We start from the raw sequence: 13612 nt of genomic DNA on the forward strand, positions 1-13612 counted from the left end.
AGTGTGAGTCTACGGTCCGGCCTACCCGGCCGGGGCATGCGCCGACGACGCGCAACAGAAGAGCGCGCACAGGGGGGATACGGGGAGTCTGCACGCCCCATCACGAACCCCATACGGGACGGTGGAGGCAGCAGTCTTCGCCGGGCTCTAGTGCATCGCCGGGACTTCCCAGCGAGGTGACGAGATCATCGGAGCAGATCCGGAAGGAGCTCGCCTTGGGGTTCACTCTTGACTCTGGCAGGGTGGTGGGCATTTGGACCCGAGTTAATGAGGGCTTCGAGGCCTTCGCGAGTGCTCACGAGGTCTGCAATACGCGCGTCATATGCCTTGAGGTGCTCCACTAGGACGGGTGTCGCGCACGGCTCGAGGCGCCCGGACTCGGAGACGCAGTCGATGAGTTCCAGAATCGTGCGGGTTGGCAGCCCAACGTCTAGGAGGGAACGGATCGCTCGCACTCTGTCCACCACCGCGGGGTCGAAAAGCCGCTGGCCCGACGTGGACCGGTCGGCGGACAGGAGGCCTCTGCTTTGGTAGTACCGAAGAAGCCGCGGCCCGACTCCTGTGAGCGCCGACAACTCGCCGATGCGTAGCATTTCGTGCGGAGTGGGTTTTGCCTCTGACACTAATGTCACCTCATACCCTTCACTCATGACGCACTCACTGACACTCTTCAACGGTACAGCCGCCTCGTCTGACGACTTGGCTCCACTGGCATTTGCGGGCTTTGCTCACTTCACGGCAATGCAGATTCACGATCGATCCATACGCGGTCTGGACCTGCATCTGCAGCGGCTCCGAGATGCCAGCGACACGATGTTTGGCGGGCACCTTCCGGATGCCCAAATTGTGGACTATCTCCGTGTGGCACTCAACGCAGCACCCGAGGACGCATCGTTGGCGTTTTTCATCACGTCGTCCCCAGGAGAGTTCGTGGCTCCTCGCGCTGAAATACAGCTGGATGTTGTGACGAGAATCACAGACGCTGCCACGGTTCCCCTGGGGCCGTTGGCCTTGGACGTTGTTGCCCACCAGCGCGACCTGCCTCATGTGAAGCACGTCGGCGAAGTGGCCAAGACGCTGCTTCTTCGTCAGGCCGTCACTCGGGGATTTGACGATGCTGCCTTTGAAGATTTTGAAGGACGACTGAGCGAAGCGACCATTTGGAACCTGGCTTTTTGGGATGGAAGCTCAGTGATTTGGCCGGAAGCCAACATCCTTACCGGCGTAACTATGCAAATTCTCCAGCGCCAACTCAGCGCACTCGGCGTGGACCAGAAAACCCAACCCATTCGTCGAAACGAATCACTTGGTCAGCTGGCGGGCGTCGTGGTGAATTCGTGGACCCCTGGCATCGCCATCGCCCGAATTGGTGATCATCGACTGATAGCCGATGCCGACTTCACAGGACTTCTCCACTCTGCTTACCAGCACGAGCATCTCGTAAGCGTCTAAGTAGTAACCATTTTCGTAACCAGAGTCACTTTAAGACGTGCTCCTCGACGTGGGCTTAAACCACCAACGGCTCCTGGGCCGTGCCGGTAGCCGAACCCCCTGTGGGAATCCGGACAGAGACGCCAAGGCTGGGCCCAGAGCCAGCCTGATCAGTGACGGAGCCGCGGTGGTGCTCCGCAATCTGGAGGGCTGTCGTACAGTCGGAGCATGCCAGAAGCACATATCACTTTCTCGGCGTCGTCCGATCGGCCCCCCGTCATCGCCCCGGATGCAATGAGCATTCCAGAAATCGTCCGTGTTTCGCGGGCGCTGCAGGCGGCGCTGCGGAGCGCCGAGGCGCTTGGTTACGAGCTCGATGACCTGCTGCGGAATTTGGATGAAAAACTCTCTCATCGGGCCGTCGCAGATGCGATGCAGTTGGACGCCGAGCTTGTGACGGAGGTACGAGACGGGGAGTCCTCCCTCACTGTTCTCCTAGTGAGATATCTGGAAGCTGCGGACAGCTCAGAGCGCTGATCCAATCCAATGGCGGGTCACTTGACATCGTCACCGCAACGGAGCGCTTGAACGTGCCATCCTCACCCCCGTCTCATTCCCATTTCCCTTCCCCTTCCCGATAGGGGAACCCCTTACGGGAATCGAAAGATTGAGTTCAATTGAATGACCGTGGGCCGCGTGGATGTGCGATTTTCGGATTGCAGCCATGCGGCTCCGATGCAAAGAGCTGTCGGCCGTGGCCAACTGTAACGTTTTGAAGATGGGCGGACATTACAGGGTATGGATACTGGTGTGGTGAGCGAAGTCGAGGTCTGGACGCGTGCGTGCGCCAATGATGGCCGTGCGTTCACGTCACTGTTCGACCGACATCGTGATCGGGTGTTTCGCCACGTTCTACGTCTGGTCGACAACGCCCATGATGCTGAAGAAGTCACGTCGGCGTCATTCTTTGAGTTGTGGCGCCGCCGCGCCAGCGTCATCCTCGTCAGCGATTCGGTCCTTCCCTGGCTATTGGTAACGGCCGACAACATCGCGCGCAATGTCAGCCGCGGAACTCGACGGTACCGCGCACTTTTTGATTCGCTGCCGCGAGCGGACGCCACAGCTGACGCCGAGCAGATTGCTGTCGCCCACATCGAGGAAGGCGAGTCGGTCGGGTACATGAAAGCCGCGATGAAGATGCTCAAGCCCGCGGATGCTTCCTTGGTCGTCTTGGTCGTCCTGGAGGACTATGCGGTCACCGAGGCTGCAACTCTTCTGGGACTCTCCGACGGGGCAGCCCGCACCCGTCTGCATCGGGCCAAAGGAAAAATTCGAGAGCAACTGACGGAGGCACGCACATGACGCAGATCGATTTTGACCCGGTATTTTCGGCTGCAGTTCGCAACGAGCTGGACGCGCGCGTTTCCGCACCATCGTCGACCGTCCCTTTCTGGCGCAGACACCTCCGTCTCGGAGCGGGCATCTTTGCCGGAGCGAGCATCCTGATCGGCGGTGCTGCTGCTGCCGCAGGCCTGTTGACCATGCCCGGCGCACAGGAGGTCACCGAATTTGGTGCATCCGTGGTGAAAACGGCGACGGGAACAGACACTCTCCAGCTGGGCGCTGTGCCTGACGGGGCAACAGGTGTTTTCGTTTCCCTGACCTGTCTGAGTCCGGGAACGTTCACCTTTGAGGACGGCGCGAGCATCGGCTGCACCATGGACGATGTCGGTCAAGCCACCGGCGGTGGCAGCTACACGCTGACTCTCTCGCCGGGACAGCAGTCCATCACCATCACGACCCCACCAGAATCCAGCTGGACTATTGCCGCGACGTACGTCAGCGAGCGGACCACAGAGTGGGCCGTTAACGACAACGGCGAGACGTATGGCGCGCTGAACGAAGGCGGTGAGCCGGACTTGATTGCAGTCATCGCGACTAATGGAAATGACGGCTTTGTGCATGCTGGGGAACTTGCCCAAGCAGACGGAAACGATCAAGCAACGACTTTCACGTCCCCGGAGCAAGCACTCGCGTGGCAAGACTCAATGGCGGGAAAAACTGTTTCGGTCCCCGTCTATCAAAACGATGGCGAAACTCGCATTGGAGAGTTCACAATCCAATACTGAAATGAGGAAAGGGTCGGCTAGCCATCGATGGCTACTCCAGTCACAGAACTGGGCCCGCAGGCCGAACCCTGACCGGGCAGTCAAGACAATGTCGGGAAGAATGAGGTTCGGTGAGGTGAATAATTGTACAACTACAGCGGTGAAACACTGCTCGGCGAATTCACCACCACAATCCGGTTTAAACTGCACCCCGTCCAAGCTGCTCAACTTCGCTCAGTGATGCGCGGTGGGGGATCCACACCGTTCTCGTCTCGCGCAGGGTGCTCAGGGCCAGAGAACGATAGTGATGACTGCGGTGGCGAGGACGAACAGGGCGATCGCTGCTGGGATAGAGCGTTTGATGGTTCCCGTCGAGAACCGATCTAACACTTTTCGTAGGCGTGACCTAACTTTGTCGCCGTGTGCCAAGCCGAGGGCGAGCAGAATAAGGCATGGGATGCAGTACACGAGGGCGTAGCCGGCGAGTACGAACAGGCCTACGGGAATGTCGATGTCCGCGGCGACCATCCGTTCGATGGCGATGAAGTAGGGGAACGCGTTCGGCAGGTCAGCTCCAGTAACGAGGATGCCGAGCGGGAATGCTGTCCACACCCCGAACCAGGACGGCAGGTCGATGCCTTTCCTTTCCCGGCCCTTGAAGCGGCGGAGCCCGGCGACGGCGAGAGCGATGGCGGCGATGAGGAACACTCCGCGGCGAAGCCAGATGAGCCCTTCGCCTACGGCGTCGGCGGCGGCATTGGCGCCGAGGAAGATGACCATGCCGAGGGTGAAGACCGTGCTCATCGCGCCTAGGACGAACGTTATTGCTGAACCGACAGGCCTGTGGCTGACGGTCAGCAGGATCAGGGTGATGACGGCGATAGTCGCTGGGTTGAGCGAATCAGCTAGGGCGAGGCTGGCGATGCCGACGAGGAGGCCACCATTAATCACCTGGTGGACCTGCGATCCAGCCACTGCAAGATCGCATCAACGCTGGGTGCAGAGTAGTCGTCCGTGATGCTGTTGAGCAGCATTCCATCACCCAGGAGACGGATAACCGAGGCTGCGGTCGGGTCCCCTGTTTCAATGGCGAAGAGTTGTTCCCACCGTTCGGTTGCCGCCGCGGCTTGCTGCATAAGCGTGTCGGTCATCGAAGGGCGATCAGTGAGCAGGATCAACATCGCCCGATAGAGAGCGGCCTCTTCACGGGATGATGAGAGCCGCAACCAGGTCTCGATCACGTTGCCACGCCCGGCGGCCGCGGTCAGTTCCTGATCCATATCCTGAATTGCCTGCACCGCAATACCCTCCACCAGGGCAGCGCGTGACTTGAAGTGGTGCATCAGTCCCCCCTTCGACACCCCTGCCTGATGAGCGATGGCATCCATCGACGGCACCGACCCGGTCTCGATCGCGAATCGTCGAGCGGTCTGCAGAATGTGTTCCCTGTTGCTCATGAGGTGACGATAGCACGGAAACCGACCGACCGGTCGGACTGATGAGTAGAATTGGAGAGTTTTGGTCTGAACCGCAAGGGGGACGCTCAGCGCGCCGGATCTGAGGCCGCCCCGACCACGTGCTGAACTTCCCGCTGCTGTGTGACTCAGGAACGTTCGCCGCGAACGGTAAAGGCAATGTTGAACAGGGTCCACGGCTGTTGCAGGCCCCAAGCTGGAAGTTGCAGAGTTCAGTACATGTCGACGCCAACCCGGTGAGTTTGGGTTATGTGGCCGAGGCGCCGACTCCGTCTACGAAGTAACTAACGGAAGCGCTCAGGAGCTCCGATTCCGCGAGATCCTTGCCCAACACTGGATGAACGGCCAGCCCGAACAACATCGCCAGCAGCGTGATCGCGGCGAGTGTTGGGTCACAATCGGCGCGAACCCGGCCCAGGGTCTGCTCCTCGGCGAGATACTGGGTGATATCGTGTGGCGGGCCCTCCAATGGCATCTGTGGCCCTTCTCCGAGGGGCGGGGCGAGGGTCGGGTCGGCGATCATCGCCTGCTCCAGCGGCAACAGGTCCTGCTGAAGCAGGGCTAGTTGTCGGATGGTGTCAAGTAGGTTGCCGAGCACTGTGCCCTGTCCGGCCAGGGAAGGCAGGGTCGCCGTTGCGGCGACGATGGGTGCGTTTCGATCCAGCACCGCGGCGTAGAAGAGCGACCGTTTGTCGGCGAAGTGCCGATAGAGGGTGCCCTCGGCGACACCCGCCGCAACCGCTATCGAGCGAGTCCGGACGTTGGCGTAGCCGACCTCGCGAACCAGAGCCGTGGTCGCGTCGATAAGGCGTTTTCGGGTGGTGTCTCCGCGGGCGTTCATAGGTCTATCCAATCGGACTATTCGGTTATCGGTCTGCGAATGAAGATCACGAGCCCGATGGTGAGGCCGACCGCCGCGTAGATGCAGCCGATCAGAACGGCGCCCGCAAAAGACAGGTCATCGGTTCCACCCTGAGCCAGCGCGGTGAGAGTCGTTCCGGGCAGCCATTTGCCCGCGTCGCTCGACGCGGTCTTGATGATCGTCTCGATGAGGAGAACCCACCCGACCCCCACCGAGATGGCGATCGCCGAGGACCGGCTCAGAAGGGCGAGCACGAGTCCGATGACTCCCCAGACCACACTGGCGCTGAATGAATTCATCCAGGCGCGCGCAACGTTGCCGACAACGTCATCCATCCAGAGCTCGGTAGAAATTCCCGCGGCTTCCGCCGAGGGCAGCGCTGCCGCCAGGTTGACGGCGACCGCCAGCGTTGTTGCCAGGGCCGTCCAGATGAGCAGTGCTCCTATTTTCCCGAGCAGTAGCCTCCAGCGGTGTGGCTGGGCGGCGGCCAGCAGACGAATGAGGCCCGTGCTGTAGTCCGAGGCTGTTGCGATCGCCCAGAACGAAAGTGTGATCACTCCGAACATGCTTGCCGCGGAGGAGACTCCCGCGACGAGTCCCGATGAGCTTTCCAGAGTTACCACGCTTGGGAACGAGACTCCCGGACCTCCGCCAGGAGGAACCGTTCCGTTCGCTGCGATCGTGTAAATCACTGTGTTGATCAGGACAGCGAAGACTGCCATGAGGCCCAACCAACCCAGCCAGATTCCCCGCCGGTTGAGGCGGGTGAGTTCGCTTCGCAATTCACGCATCGGTGGCAACTTTCTTCCGGGCACCCTGCGGAGCGGCCGTTGAGTTGGGGGTCGGCGCCGCCGTCAACTCGAGGAACACGTCCTCAAGGGATTCGTCGATCGGGGTCAGCCGGCTGAGCGTGATGCCTGCCTCGTGGGCAGCGCGATTGAGCGCTGCCGCGGCGGTGGCGGGGCCGCGTACGACTAGCGAGTCCTCTTCAAGCGACCACCCAGCGGCCTCGAGAGCGGTGCGCAGCCGGTCGACATCAGCGGGGTTCTCCGGGGCGACTTCGATGCGCGCGCCGGCCTTATCGAGCAACTCGCCAATCGGTCCCGAGAACATCAGCTCCCCGAAACGGATGATGACGAGATAGTCGCATGCCGCCTGGATCTCGGCGAGCAAGTGCGATGAGACAACCACGGTGCGCCCCTCGGCGGCCAGAGTTTTGAGCAGCTGCCGAATCTCCACGATCCCGGCCGGGTCAAGGCCGTTGGTCGGCTCGTCGAGGATCAGAAGTGCCGGGTCAGGCAGCAGCGCCGCCGCGATGCCGAGCCGCTGCTTCATCCCGAGCGAGAAACGGCGAACGGATTCGTTCTCCCGACCCTCGAGACCTACGATGCGAATGACCTCGGCGACCCGGGTCGAGGGCAATCCTCGCAGGCGAGCCAGCGACAGGAGATTCTTTCGAGCCGAGAGCCCCGGAACAAATGACGGTGCCTCGATGAGCGCTCCGACGTCGTGTGCGTAGCGGGCGGGGTTCGTGGTCGAGTGGCCGAGTACGGTGGCCCGGCCCGATGTCGGTGGAATGAGCCCGAGCAGGATGCGAATCAGAGTCGACTTGCCGGACCCGTTGGGGCCAAGGAGGCCAACCACGCCGCCCCGGGGAAGAGCCACACTAACGCGGTCAAGCGCCGTGAGACTGCCGAATTGGCGGAGTAGGCCGTCGGTGGTGATGGATGCCGCGGATGTGTCCGCTTCGATATTTGACGTGAGCACTCACTCACATTAGACCGCACAATCGCATAGGGCAAGGAGATCCGCGACATCCGCTCCGGCTGCGACTCCGCGCTGCTGGGCGACAAGATCGAGACTTTCACCTACTCGGCAGAACAGGCCGTGCTGCAGCAGCCGGTGCGGGTGGGTTAGGTCTCGACGCCTGAGGCAATCGGTGCCGCCAGCGATACCGGCTGATACGTTTTAGCGCACGTCCAGGCGCGTCGCGACCTGACCGACTGAAACGAGGCAACAGTGGCGAACGCAGCAGCAGGTTGGTACGACGACGGTTCGGGTCGCCAGCGACGGTGGGACGGCGAGCAGTGGATGGATGTGTGGCAAGAGGAGGCGCCGGTGAACAGTCCCGCCGCGCTGATCGACCACATCAAGTCGGAGTCCGTCGCGGGAGGTCGACCACGGCCGGCGCAAAAAGGGCAGAGCTACGTCGTATTGCAGGTGGTGCTGAAGGAGAAGCTATTCGGTACCGGATCTGGCAACCTCACCGAGCTAGAAAGGTCTATCAACGCGCAAGCCGCCCTCGGCTATCGACTGCACACCATCACGACCTTAGCCTCAGGCAGTAAGGACCTCGGGGGCGGCGACCGCATCCAGACCACGCTGGTCTTCGAGCGACTGGGGATCAGCTGACGTCTATCGGCACCCGATCCGGCCTCAGGCACTCACCGACCGCCCGCAAGCCGGACCTCCAGCGGGCGCGTTTAAACGTGATTCAGCTCAAGTCGCTTCGCGGAGCATGTTGCCCGTAAGCGGAACCCTCAACGGGCAGATGGCAGTCCGCTCTTGATATGACCGATCAGATGGGTGATACACGTCCCGACCAGCGAATGAGGCAAGCCTCTGCACGATCGTTTAGGGGGAATCGACGACTTATGGAATGAGTGCGATGGCGTCCACCTCCACTAATGCCCCTGGGACAGCAAGGTCGGCGACGATGAGGACGGAGATTGCGGTCCGATGGTTGCCCCAGACTGATTGTGAGGCCCCGAATGCGGCTCGCGGATCAATGCCACTGGTGAGGTATATCGTGAGCTTGACGACATGCTCGGGTCCGGTCCCTGCGGCTGCGAGTACGGCCAGGACGTTGCTCATCGCTTGAGTCGTCTGAGCTTCGATCCCTTCGGCTAGTTCTCCGTGGCTGTCGGTGCCGTTTTGCCCACCGACGTAGAGCATCGGGCCTGCGGGGGCGATGACACCTTGGGTGAAGGCGGGGTTGTGGTGCAGTTCGGCGGGGTCGACGTGGGTGGTCTGTCGTGTCATGAGCGTTCTCCTGTCAGGTGGCGGGCGTAGTGGGCCCTTGCTTTTGCTCGACCGCCGCAACGGCTCATGGAGCACCAGCGGCGGCTCTGGGGACGGGAGGTGTCGAGGAAGATCAGGTGGCAGTCCTCGGCCGCGCATTCACGGACCATGCCGGCGGTTGTAGCGAAGGTTTGGATGGCGTCATGTGCGATCGTTGCAAGCATCTGGGAAGGCGTCGGCGGCACAGGTCCGTATGTTCCGCCGGGAAGATACGGGGGCACCGATGGCCGACTTACCCAGAGGTTGATGGTGTCGATGTCGGCGGGGTCCAGTAGCTGGCCGGAGGCCGCGCGCCGTGCGGTAGACGTGATCGCTGCTCGGAGCTGCTTCGCTCCACCAAAGTCGGCGTCGTCGCTCGGGTGCAGGACGGGACCGAAACGTTCGGACAGCCAAAGATCAAGGTCGGTGGGCTTCCGCAGCGTCTCCCACGCGTCGACGTTGTATCCGAAGTCGCCCGTGCACCCGAAGGCGAGACTCAGTGCGCCGGGATAGAAGCGCCATCGCCGGCCGTCGGAAGGCGTCAGCCAGACGCCGGTATCCGACCGGCTGGTCATGAGCCGTTCTTGTGAGAGGGTGCGTGCTGCATTCCCATGTAAACGCCGCCGACAGCTAGCTCATCGAGCATCTGTCCGATGCGCCGCGAGCGAGTGTCTAATATCTTGGCCCGCTCGATCCAGCCGATGTAGTCATTGCGTTGGTACGCCGGGCGTTCATCGTATGCGCCTTGCACGCCGGAGTCGGTCAGGGCAGTGGCCACGTCAGCAGGCATGGGATATCTGGAACGCTCGGACATAAAACAAAACTAACCGTTTATACCAGTTAGATCAAGAAGGCTCGGCCCCTTCGTGAAAACGCTCGTTCGTTTCCAGCGTGCCCGATATGCCCGTAACGGGAACCCCCTACGGGACGTTTCCTGTCGACTATGAGCGGGCAGTTGGTGGCCATCGCGGGCGTTTATGTTGGCCGCCCCAGCCCAGTTCGGATTGGCCATGGACATGCCTGGCTGCAATAGTCAGGAGATGATCCAACGCACTCTTCAGACCAAACGGTTGACTCTCATTCCGCTGGGAGAGGAACACCTCGAATACGAGGTCGCCCTGGACGCACATCCCGACGTCATGCGTTACCTCGGTGCTGGCCAACCGCGGGAACGTTTGGAAGTCGAGAAACACCATCAAGAACGCATCGACGAAGCGCGAAACGGTCTCGGTTTCTGGGCGGGTTTTACTGGAGCAGACTTCGTCGGCTGGTGGCTCCTCACATCGGAAGACGATGATGAGCGAGGACAAGCAGAACTGGGGTATCGGCTGCTGCCGGAATTCTGGCTTCAAGGATTGGCTTCTGAAGGCGCCGCAGCATTGCTCGCGTACGGCTTCGACGACATGGGGCTAACCTAAATTTTCGCCGAAACGATGGCGGTCAACGCAGGATCTCGTGCGGTGATGAGTCGCTTGGGCCTGACGTATTCAGGCACTCGGCGTGAGGGGATTGCTGGCCCGATTCCCGGCTCCGATCAAGGCATGGTCGACTATGCCATCACGAACGTTCGATGGGCTGCGTTCGTCGACTAGGAGGACCCCGAAGTCGATAGTGCGTTGCAGAGTCGACGCACCCGCCTAGCTTCGTTCGATGTAAGGCGTCGCGCGTAGTGACTTTTAGTTGAAAACCGAATCCTTCGGGAGCCGTGCCCGTATCGCCAACCCTGAGCGGGCACTCTGAGCGCAGGACCTATTGACGATTACCATCGCCTAGTGGTGCGCAGCGTTCATCCTGCCGGAATGGGAAGCTGAGTAGATGGAAGCACTGGAATTGATTCGAACCCTCACCGCACGATCGGCCGTTCGGTCGTTTACCGATCGCGCGGTGTCCACCGAGCTGCTGGAGCAGATTGTTGACACTGCGCGGTGGACTGGTTCGGCTCGCAACCGGCAGCCGTGGCGTTTCATCGCAGTGCGTGACAAAGCACACCTTGAAAGGCTCAGTGCACTCGGGGCCTACGCGCAACACATCGCGTCCGCGCCGTGCGCCCTCGTCCTTCTCTCCGCCGACAACGGCTTCCAGGACACCCAATTCGATCTCGGAAAGGTCAGCCAGACGGTCATTCTGGCCGCGACTGCCTTGGGGCTCGGAAGTTGCTTAGCGACAATTTATCCGGCGGACAACGTGGAGCAGGCAGCTCACTTGCTTCAGGTAGAAACTGGATGGCTACCGCACCACGCCATTTCGATCGGTTATCCGGGAACTCCAATGACGGGAGTGCGCGCGATTGCTTCTGGACGTCTACCCGGCGCAGAATTACTTTCCCTCCACCGCCCGCAAGCGGAACCCCTTACGGGCGTTCTTCGGCTAAAGCAGTCCAAAGCCCAAGGGCTCGGATCCTCAGCCCGCAAAGCGGTTCCGAGTCCTGGAAAAGACCTCGCGGTATCTATGACTGGCGTTACTGTCTCCTGACCTATTCTTGAGGACACGTGGACAAAACGGGTGCCAGCGGTCATGTACTGAGTGAATGTACTTATCGGAAGGCGCACCATGGACAACACTGAACTCGAACTCTTGCTCCGCGAGACGGCACCCCAGCCGCCGCTGCCCACAGGCTTGGCCGGGCATCGTGAGCGGATCCTCGCTGAAGCAAAACCCCGCCGTGCACGTCGTTTGCAGGCGTGGACCGCCGGCGTCGCAGCTTCGGTGTTGCTTCTCGGTGGAGGGTCAGCAGCAGTGGCTGCCGGCGGCATGGAAACGCCCTGGGGTTGGGTCGCGGACAATGTCTTCTCAGTGTCCAATGGTGCCGAGATCTGCTTCGCAGGATTCACCGTCAGCTTCTTGGATGGCGTAGACGAGAACTCAGACATCGCGCGTGAAACACGAGCGTTCGTGGGCGCGCTCGATCTTGAAACGTTGGACACCGCGCAGATGGAAGCCGAGAACCGCGAGTCGTATCTCAACGCCCACGATGAGAGTGGCGATGTAAATCCGATCACCATGAGCGATGCGCAGGCCAAGCAGATGGCTGTGTGGCGGGTCGCCTCGAACTTGACGTGGGAGCACCTGGAGGCAAAAGGTTACGACCCCAATCTCGTCGGCTTCAACATGGCTTCGGAAGGGTGCGACTTGTGAGCACTGCGGACTGTCAAGCTCGCTTTAAGATTGCTATAGAAGACAGCGAAGGCGACCTATTCCGCTACTTCTTGCGCAGGATATCGAACCCGGCTGACGCCGCCGAAGCATATGGTGAGCTACTCATCACGGCATGGAAACTCCATCGCAAAATGCCGACAGACGCGACAGAAGCACGCATGTGGCTATTCGGCATCGCTCACAATGTGTTGCGAAGCACCCGACGCAACTCCGCACGCCACTCGGCCGCGGTGCAGAGATTCGCCCACGAACTGCGAACCACTCCGGCACCCCAGCCCGAAGACAAGGGCGTTGAGCTCCGAGATGCGATCGCATCACTTTCCGCCGGTGAAAGTGAATTAGTCCGACTGATCTACTGGGACGGCTTCAAATCACACGAGGCAGCAGCAATTCTCGGCATCAACCCCTCAACCGTCAGATCCAGGATGACAAAAGCCAAGGCGCAGCTACGAACGCTACTGTTACCGGCACAGCCCGAGCCAGCACGCCCTGCACACGTTCCGTGTTTATCCGTTGGATAGCTCGCGAATGCCTGTCGGGCGATCTACTTATTCACGGCGGTGCGCCGCAACTGCAGCGCCGGAAACCACCAGACCATCGACAATGCCCGCAAAGGGGACGGTGACCGGGACATTCAATAGTCGATCAACGACTCGCGCTTCGTTCCGGATGGGGAACCCTCAACGGGACGCCACGAGAACCCGTCTGTTCGCGCGCGAGCTGAGTCAACATGAAAGAAGAGTGACCGGGTTGCGAAACTAGGGGTCAGAAACCCCGACCGGGGAGCATTACGGCCTGACTCAATCCGAACGCGCAACGGGCCAGTATCTCGACTTGGCCGGCGGTGAGTTCGCCCACATTGTGGCCGCCGGTCTCGGCGCGGAGGGTACTGTGCTCGGTGCCGTCCACGATCGCGTCGGCGTGAACCTGGAACCAAGGATGGCCTCCAACACAAATATCCGGTGGCGCCACAACATGCTACCTACACCTTCGATCAGTGGCCCCGAAGGTCAATAACACCTGCCCCCAGGAGAGCGAATATTCAAATATTGGCGCAGCAGCCCGTTGGTGTTCTCGTTGCTGCCCCGCTGCCACGGCGAATGCGGATCACAGAAGTAGATAGCCATAGTCGTGGCCATCGTGATCTGCCGGTGCTGGGCCAGCTCGGTTCCCTGATCCCACGTCAGAGTCTTAACCAAGTGCTCGGGGAGAGTCTTGATGGCGGCCAACAGCCCATCGCGAGCCATGATCAGCGAGCGACCGGCGGAGGTGGCGGACCGCGCCGTGCCTGGGCATTAGGAAGGGGATCTGATCTTGGATCACACTGCCGGTCGGCGATCGCTACGTTGGTGGAGCGTCAGACACGGTTCACGATGCTGGTCCACTTCCCCGGTGGCCACGGCGCGATTACGGTTCGTGATGGGGCGTGCAGACTCCCCGTATCCCCCCTGTGCGCGCTCTTCTGTTGCGCGTCGTCGGCGCATGCCCCGGCCGGGTAGGCCGGACCGTAGACTCACACT

Annotated in this window: 18 protein-coding genes and 2 pseudogenes; 10 read left to right on the forward strand and 10 right to left on the reverse strand. The window is 61.0% G+C overall.

Annotated elements, in window-relative coordinates; translation table 11 throughout:
* Nucleotides 1-185 precede the first annotated feature (185 nt).
* Complete coding sequence (locus E3T27_RS17340) at nt 186-650, reverse strand: MerR family transcriptional regulator (protein WP_198416508.1); 465 nt, start codon at nt 648-650, stop codon at nt 186-188.
* On the opposite strand from E3T27_RS17340, the gene E3T27_RS07905 reads away from it, so the two are divergent.
* The 4 genes from E3T27_RS07905 (at nt 649) to E3T27_RS07920 (ending at nt 3560) form a co-directional block, all read left to right on the forward strand.
* Nucleotides 649-1452, forward strand: coding sequence for an aminotransferase class IV (locus tag E3T27_RS07905; protein ID WP_134572189.1), 804 nt, complete (start codon nt 649-651; stop codon nt 1450-1452). The genes E3T27_RS17340 and E3T27_RS07905 overlap by 2 nt on opposite strands.
* 207 nt (nt 1453-1659) lie before the next feature.
* Nucleotides 1660-1968, forward strand: coding sequence for a hypothetical protein (locus E3T27_RS07910; RefSeq protein ID WP_134572190.1), 309 nt, complete (start codon nt 1660-1662; stop codon nt 1966-1968).
* Nucleotides 1969-2229: 261 nt separating this feature from the next.
* Nucleotides 2230-2793 (forward strand): RNA polymerase sigma factor, encoded by a 564-nt coding sequence (locus tag E3T27_RS07915; protein WP_134572191.1) that lies wholly within the window; start codon nt 2230-2232, stop codon nt 2791-2793.
* Nucleotides 2790-3560 (forward strand): hypothetical protein, encoded by a 771-nt coding sequence (locus E3T27_RS07920; protein WP_134572192.1) that lies wholly within the window; start codon nt 2790-2792, stop codon nt 3558-3560. The genes E3T27_RS07915 and E3T27_RS07920 overlap by 4 nt, the downstream gene beginning before the upstream one ends.
* Nucleotides 3561-3824: 264 nt before the next feature.
* On the opposite strand, the gene E3T27_RS07925 is transcribed toward E3T27_RS07920, so the two are convergent.
* From E3T27_RS07925 to E3T27_RS07945, 5 genes are all read right to left on the reverse strand, one after another.
* Nucleotides 3825-4490 (reverse strand): GAP family protein, encoded by a 666-nt coding sequence (locus E3T27_RS07925; protein ID WP_166786152.1) that lies wholly within the window; start codon nt 4488-4490, stop codon nt 3825-3827.
* Nucleotides 4487-4996, reverse strand: a complete 510-nt coding sequence (locus E3T27_RS07930) for a TetR/AcrR family transcriptional regulator (RefSeq protein WP_134398967.1) — start codon at nt 4994-4996, stop codon at nt 4487-4489. The genes E3T27_RS07925 and E3T27_RS07930 overlap by 4 nt, the downstream gene beginning before the upstream one ends.
* 265 nt (nt 4997-5261) lie before the next feature.
* Nucleotides 5262-5855 (reverse strand): TetR/AcrR family transcriptional regulator, encoded by a 594-nt coding sequence (locus tag E3T27_RS07935; RefSeq protein WP_134572194.1) that lies wholly within the window; start codon nt 5853-5855, stop codon nt 5262-5264.
* A 17-nt stretch (nt 5856-5872) separates the two neighbouring features.
* A complete protein-coding gene (locus E3T27_RS07940; RefSeq protein ID WP_134572195.1) occupies nt 5873-6667 on the reverse strand; it encodes a hypothetical protein in 795 nt (264 codons plus the stop codon).
* A complete protein-coding gene (locus tag E3T27_RS07945) occupies nt 6660-7643 on the reverse strand; it encodes an ABC transporter ATP-binding protein (RefSeq protein ID WP_134572196.1) in 984 nt (327 codons plus the stop codon). The genes E3T27_RS07940 and E3T27_RS07945 overlap by 8 nt, the downstream gene beginning before the upstream one ends.
* A gap of 252 nt (nt 7644-7895) precedes the next feature.
* Here E3T27_RS07945 and E3T27_RS07950 point away from each other — a divergent pair, with 252 nt between their 5' ends.
* On the forward strand, nt 7896-8288 hold the full coding sequence (locus E3T27_RS07950) for a DUF2510 domain-containing protein (RefSeq protein ID WP_241992177.1): 393 nt from the start codon (nt 7896-7898) through the stop codon (nt 8286-8288).
* A gap of 240 nt (nt 8289-8528) precedes the next feature.
* Here E3T27_RS07950 and E3T27_RS07955 read toward each other — a convergent pair whose 3' ends face one another.
* The 3 genes from E3T27_RS07955 to E3T27_RS07965 are packed head-to-tail and all read right to left on the reverse strand — an operon-like array spanning nt 8529 to nt 9726.
* Nucleotides 8529-8918 carry a RidA family protein gene (locus tag E3T27_RS07955; RefSeq protein WP_134572197.1) on the reverse strand — a complete coding sequence of 130 codons (390 nt, stop codon included), beginning with the start codon at nt 8916-8918 and terminating at the stop codon, nt 8529-8531.
* Nucleotides 8915-9511, reverse strand: a complete 597-nt coding sequence (locus tag E3T27_RS07960) for a CGNR zinc finger domain-containing protein (protein ID WP_134572198.1) — start codon at nt 9509-9511, stop codon at nt 8915-8917. The genes E3T27_RS07955 and E3T27_RS07960 overlap by 4 nt, the downstream gene beginning before the upstream one ends.
* Complete coding sequence (locus E3T27_RS07965; protein WP_134572199.1) at nt 9508-9726, reverse strand: YdeI/OmpD-associated family protein; 219 nt, start codon at nt 9724-9726, stop codon at nt 9508-9510. The genes E3T27_RS07960 and E3T27_RS07965 overlap by 4 nt, the downstream gene beginning before the upstream one ends.
* A gap of 250 nt (nt 9727-9976) precedes the next feature.
* Between E3T27_RS07965 and E3T27_RS07970 the strand changes: the two genes are divergently transcribed.
* The 4 genes from E3T27_RS07970 to E3T27_RS07985 all read left to right on the forward strand — a co-directional run bounded on the left by E3T27_RS07970 (nt 9977) and on the right by E3T27_RS07985 (nt 12613).
* Complete coding sequence (locus E3T27_RS07970) at nt 9977-10354, forward strand: GNAT family N-acetyltransferase (RefSeq protein ID WP_206750159.1); 378 nt, start codon at nt 9977-9979, stop codon at nt 10352-10354.
* A 397-nt stretch (nt 10355-10751) separates the two neighbouring features.
* Complete coding sequence (locus E3T27_RS07975; protein WP_134572200.1) at nt 10752-11408, forward strand: nitroreductase family protein; 657 nt, start codon at nt 10752-10754, stop codon at nt 11406-11408.
* A 78-nt stretch (nt 11409-11486) separates the two neighbouring features.
* Nucleotides 11487-12071, forward strand: coding sequence for a hypothetical protein (locus tag E3T27_RS07980; RefSeq protein ID WP_134572201.1), 585 nt, complete (start codon nt 11487-11489; stop codon nt 12069-12071).
* Nucleotides 12068-12613, forward strand: coding sequence for an RNA polymerase sigma factor (locus E3T27_RS07985; protein WP_134572202.1), 546 nt, complete (start codon nt 12068-12070; stop codon nt 12611-12613). The genes E3T27_RS07980 and E3T27_RS07985 overlap by 4 nt, the downstream gene beginning before the upstream one ends.
* A 525-nt stretch (nt 12614-13138) precedes the next feature.
* On the opposite strand, the pseudogene E3T27_RS07990 reads toward E3T27_RS07985, so the two are convergent.
* A pseudogene (locus tag E3T27_RS07990) lies at nt 13139-13336 on the reverse strand (IS30 family transposase); the annotation flags it as partial.
* Nucleotides 13337-13340: 4 nt separating this feature from the next.
* Between E3T27_RS07990 and E3T27_RS07995 the strand changes: the two are divergent.
* A pseudogene (locus E3T27_RS07995) lies at nt 13341-13483 on the forward strand (IS30 family transposase); the annotation flags it as partial.
* Between the last annotated feature and the right edge of the window lie 129 nt (nt 13484-13612).

It is taken from the genome of Cryobacterium lyxosi (assembly GCF_004403345.1).
In the GTDB taxonomy this organism is placed as follows: domain Bacteria; phylum Actinomycetota; class Actinomycetes; order Actinomycetales; family Microbacteriaceae; genus Cryobacterium; species Cryobacterium lyxosi.

Excerpts from the sequence above, each read along its gene's own strand:
- E3T27_RS07905 (WP_134572189.1), top strand. The coding sequence starts at position 649 with ATGACGCACTCACTGACACTCTTCAACGGTACAGCCGCCTCGTCTGAC.
- E3T27_RS17340 (WP_198416508.1), bottom strand. The coding sequence starts at position 650 with ATGAGTGAAGGGTATGAGGTGACATTAGTGTCAGAGGCAAAACCCACT.
- E3T27_RS07910 (WP_134572190.1), top strand. The coding sequence starts at position 1,660 with ATGCCAGAAGCACATATCACTTTCTCGGCGTCGTCCGATCGGCCCCCC.
- E3T27_RS07915 (WP_134572191.1), top strand. The coding sequence starts at position 2,230 with ATGGATACTGGTGTGGTGAGCGAAGTCGAGGTCTGGACGCGTGCGTGC.
- E3T27_RS07920 (WP_134572192.1), top strand. The coding sequence starts at position 2,790 with ATGACGCAGATCGATTTTGACCCGGTATTTTCGGCTGCAGTTCGCAAC.
- E3T27_RS07930 (WP_134398967.1), bottom strand. The coding sequence starts at position 4,996 with ATGAGCAACAGGGAACACATTCTGCAGACCGCTCGACGATTCGCGATC.
- E3T27_RS07935 (WP_134572194.1), bottom strand. The coding sequence starts at position 5,855 with ATGAACGCCCGCGGAGACACCACCCGAAAACGCCTTATCGACGCGACC.
- E3T27_RS07940 (WP_134572195.1), bottom strand. The coding sequence starts at position 6,667 with ATGCGTGAATTGCGAAGCGAACTCACCCGCCTCAACCGGCGGGGAATC.
- E3T27_RS07955 (WP_134572197.1), bottom strand. The coding sequence starts at position 8,918 with ATGACACGACAGACCACCCACGTCGACCCCGCCGAACTGCACCACAAC.
- E3T27_RS07960 (WP_134572198.1), bottom strand. The coding sequence starts at position 9,511 with ATGACCAGCCGGTCGGATACCGGCGTCTGGCTGACGCCTTCCGACGGC.
- E3T27_RS07965 (WP_134572199.1), bottom strand. The coding sequence starts at position 9,726 with ATGCCTGCTGACGTGGCCACTGCCCTGACCGACTCCGGCGTGCAAGGC.
- E3T27_RS07970 (WP_206750159.1), top strand. The coding sequence starts at position 9,977 with ATGATCCAACGCACTCTTCAGACCAAACGGTTGACTCTCATTCCGCTG.
- E3T27_RS07975 (WP_134572200.1), top strand. The coding sequence starts at position 10,752 with ATGGAAGCACTGGAATTGATTCGAACCCTCACCGCACGATCGGCCGTT.
- E3T27_RS07980 (WP_134572201.1), top strand. The coding sequence starts at position 11,487 with ATGGACAACACTGAACTCGAACTCTTGCTCCGCGAGACGGCACCCCAG.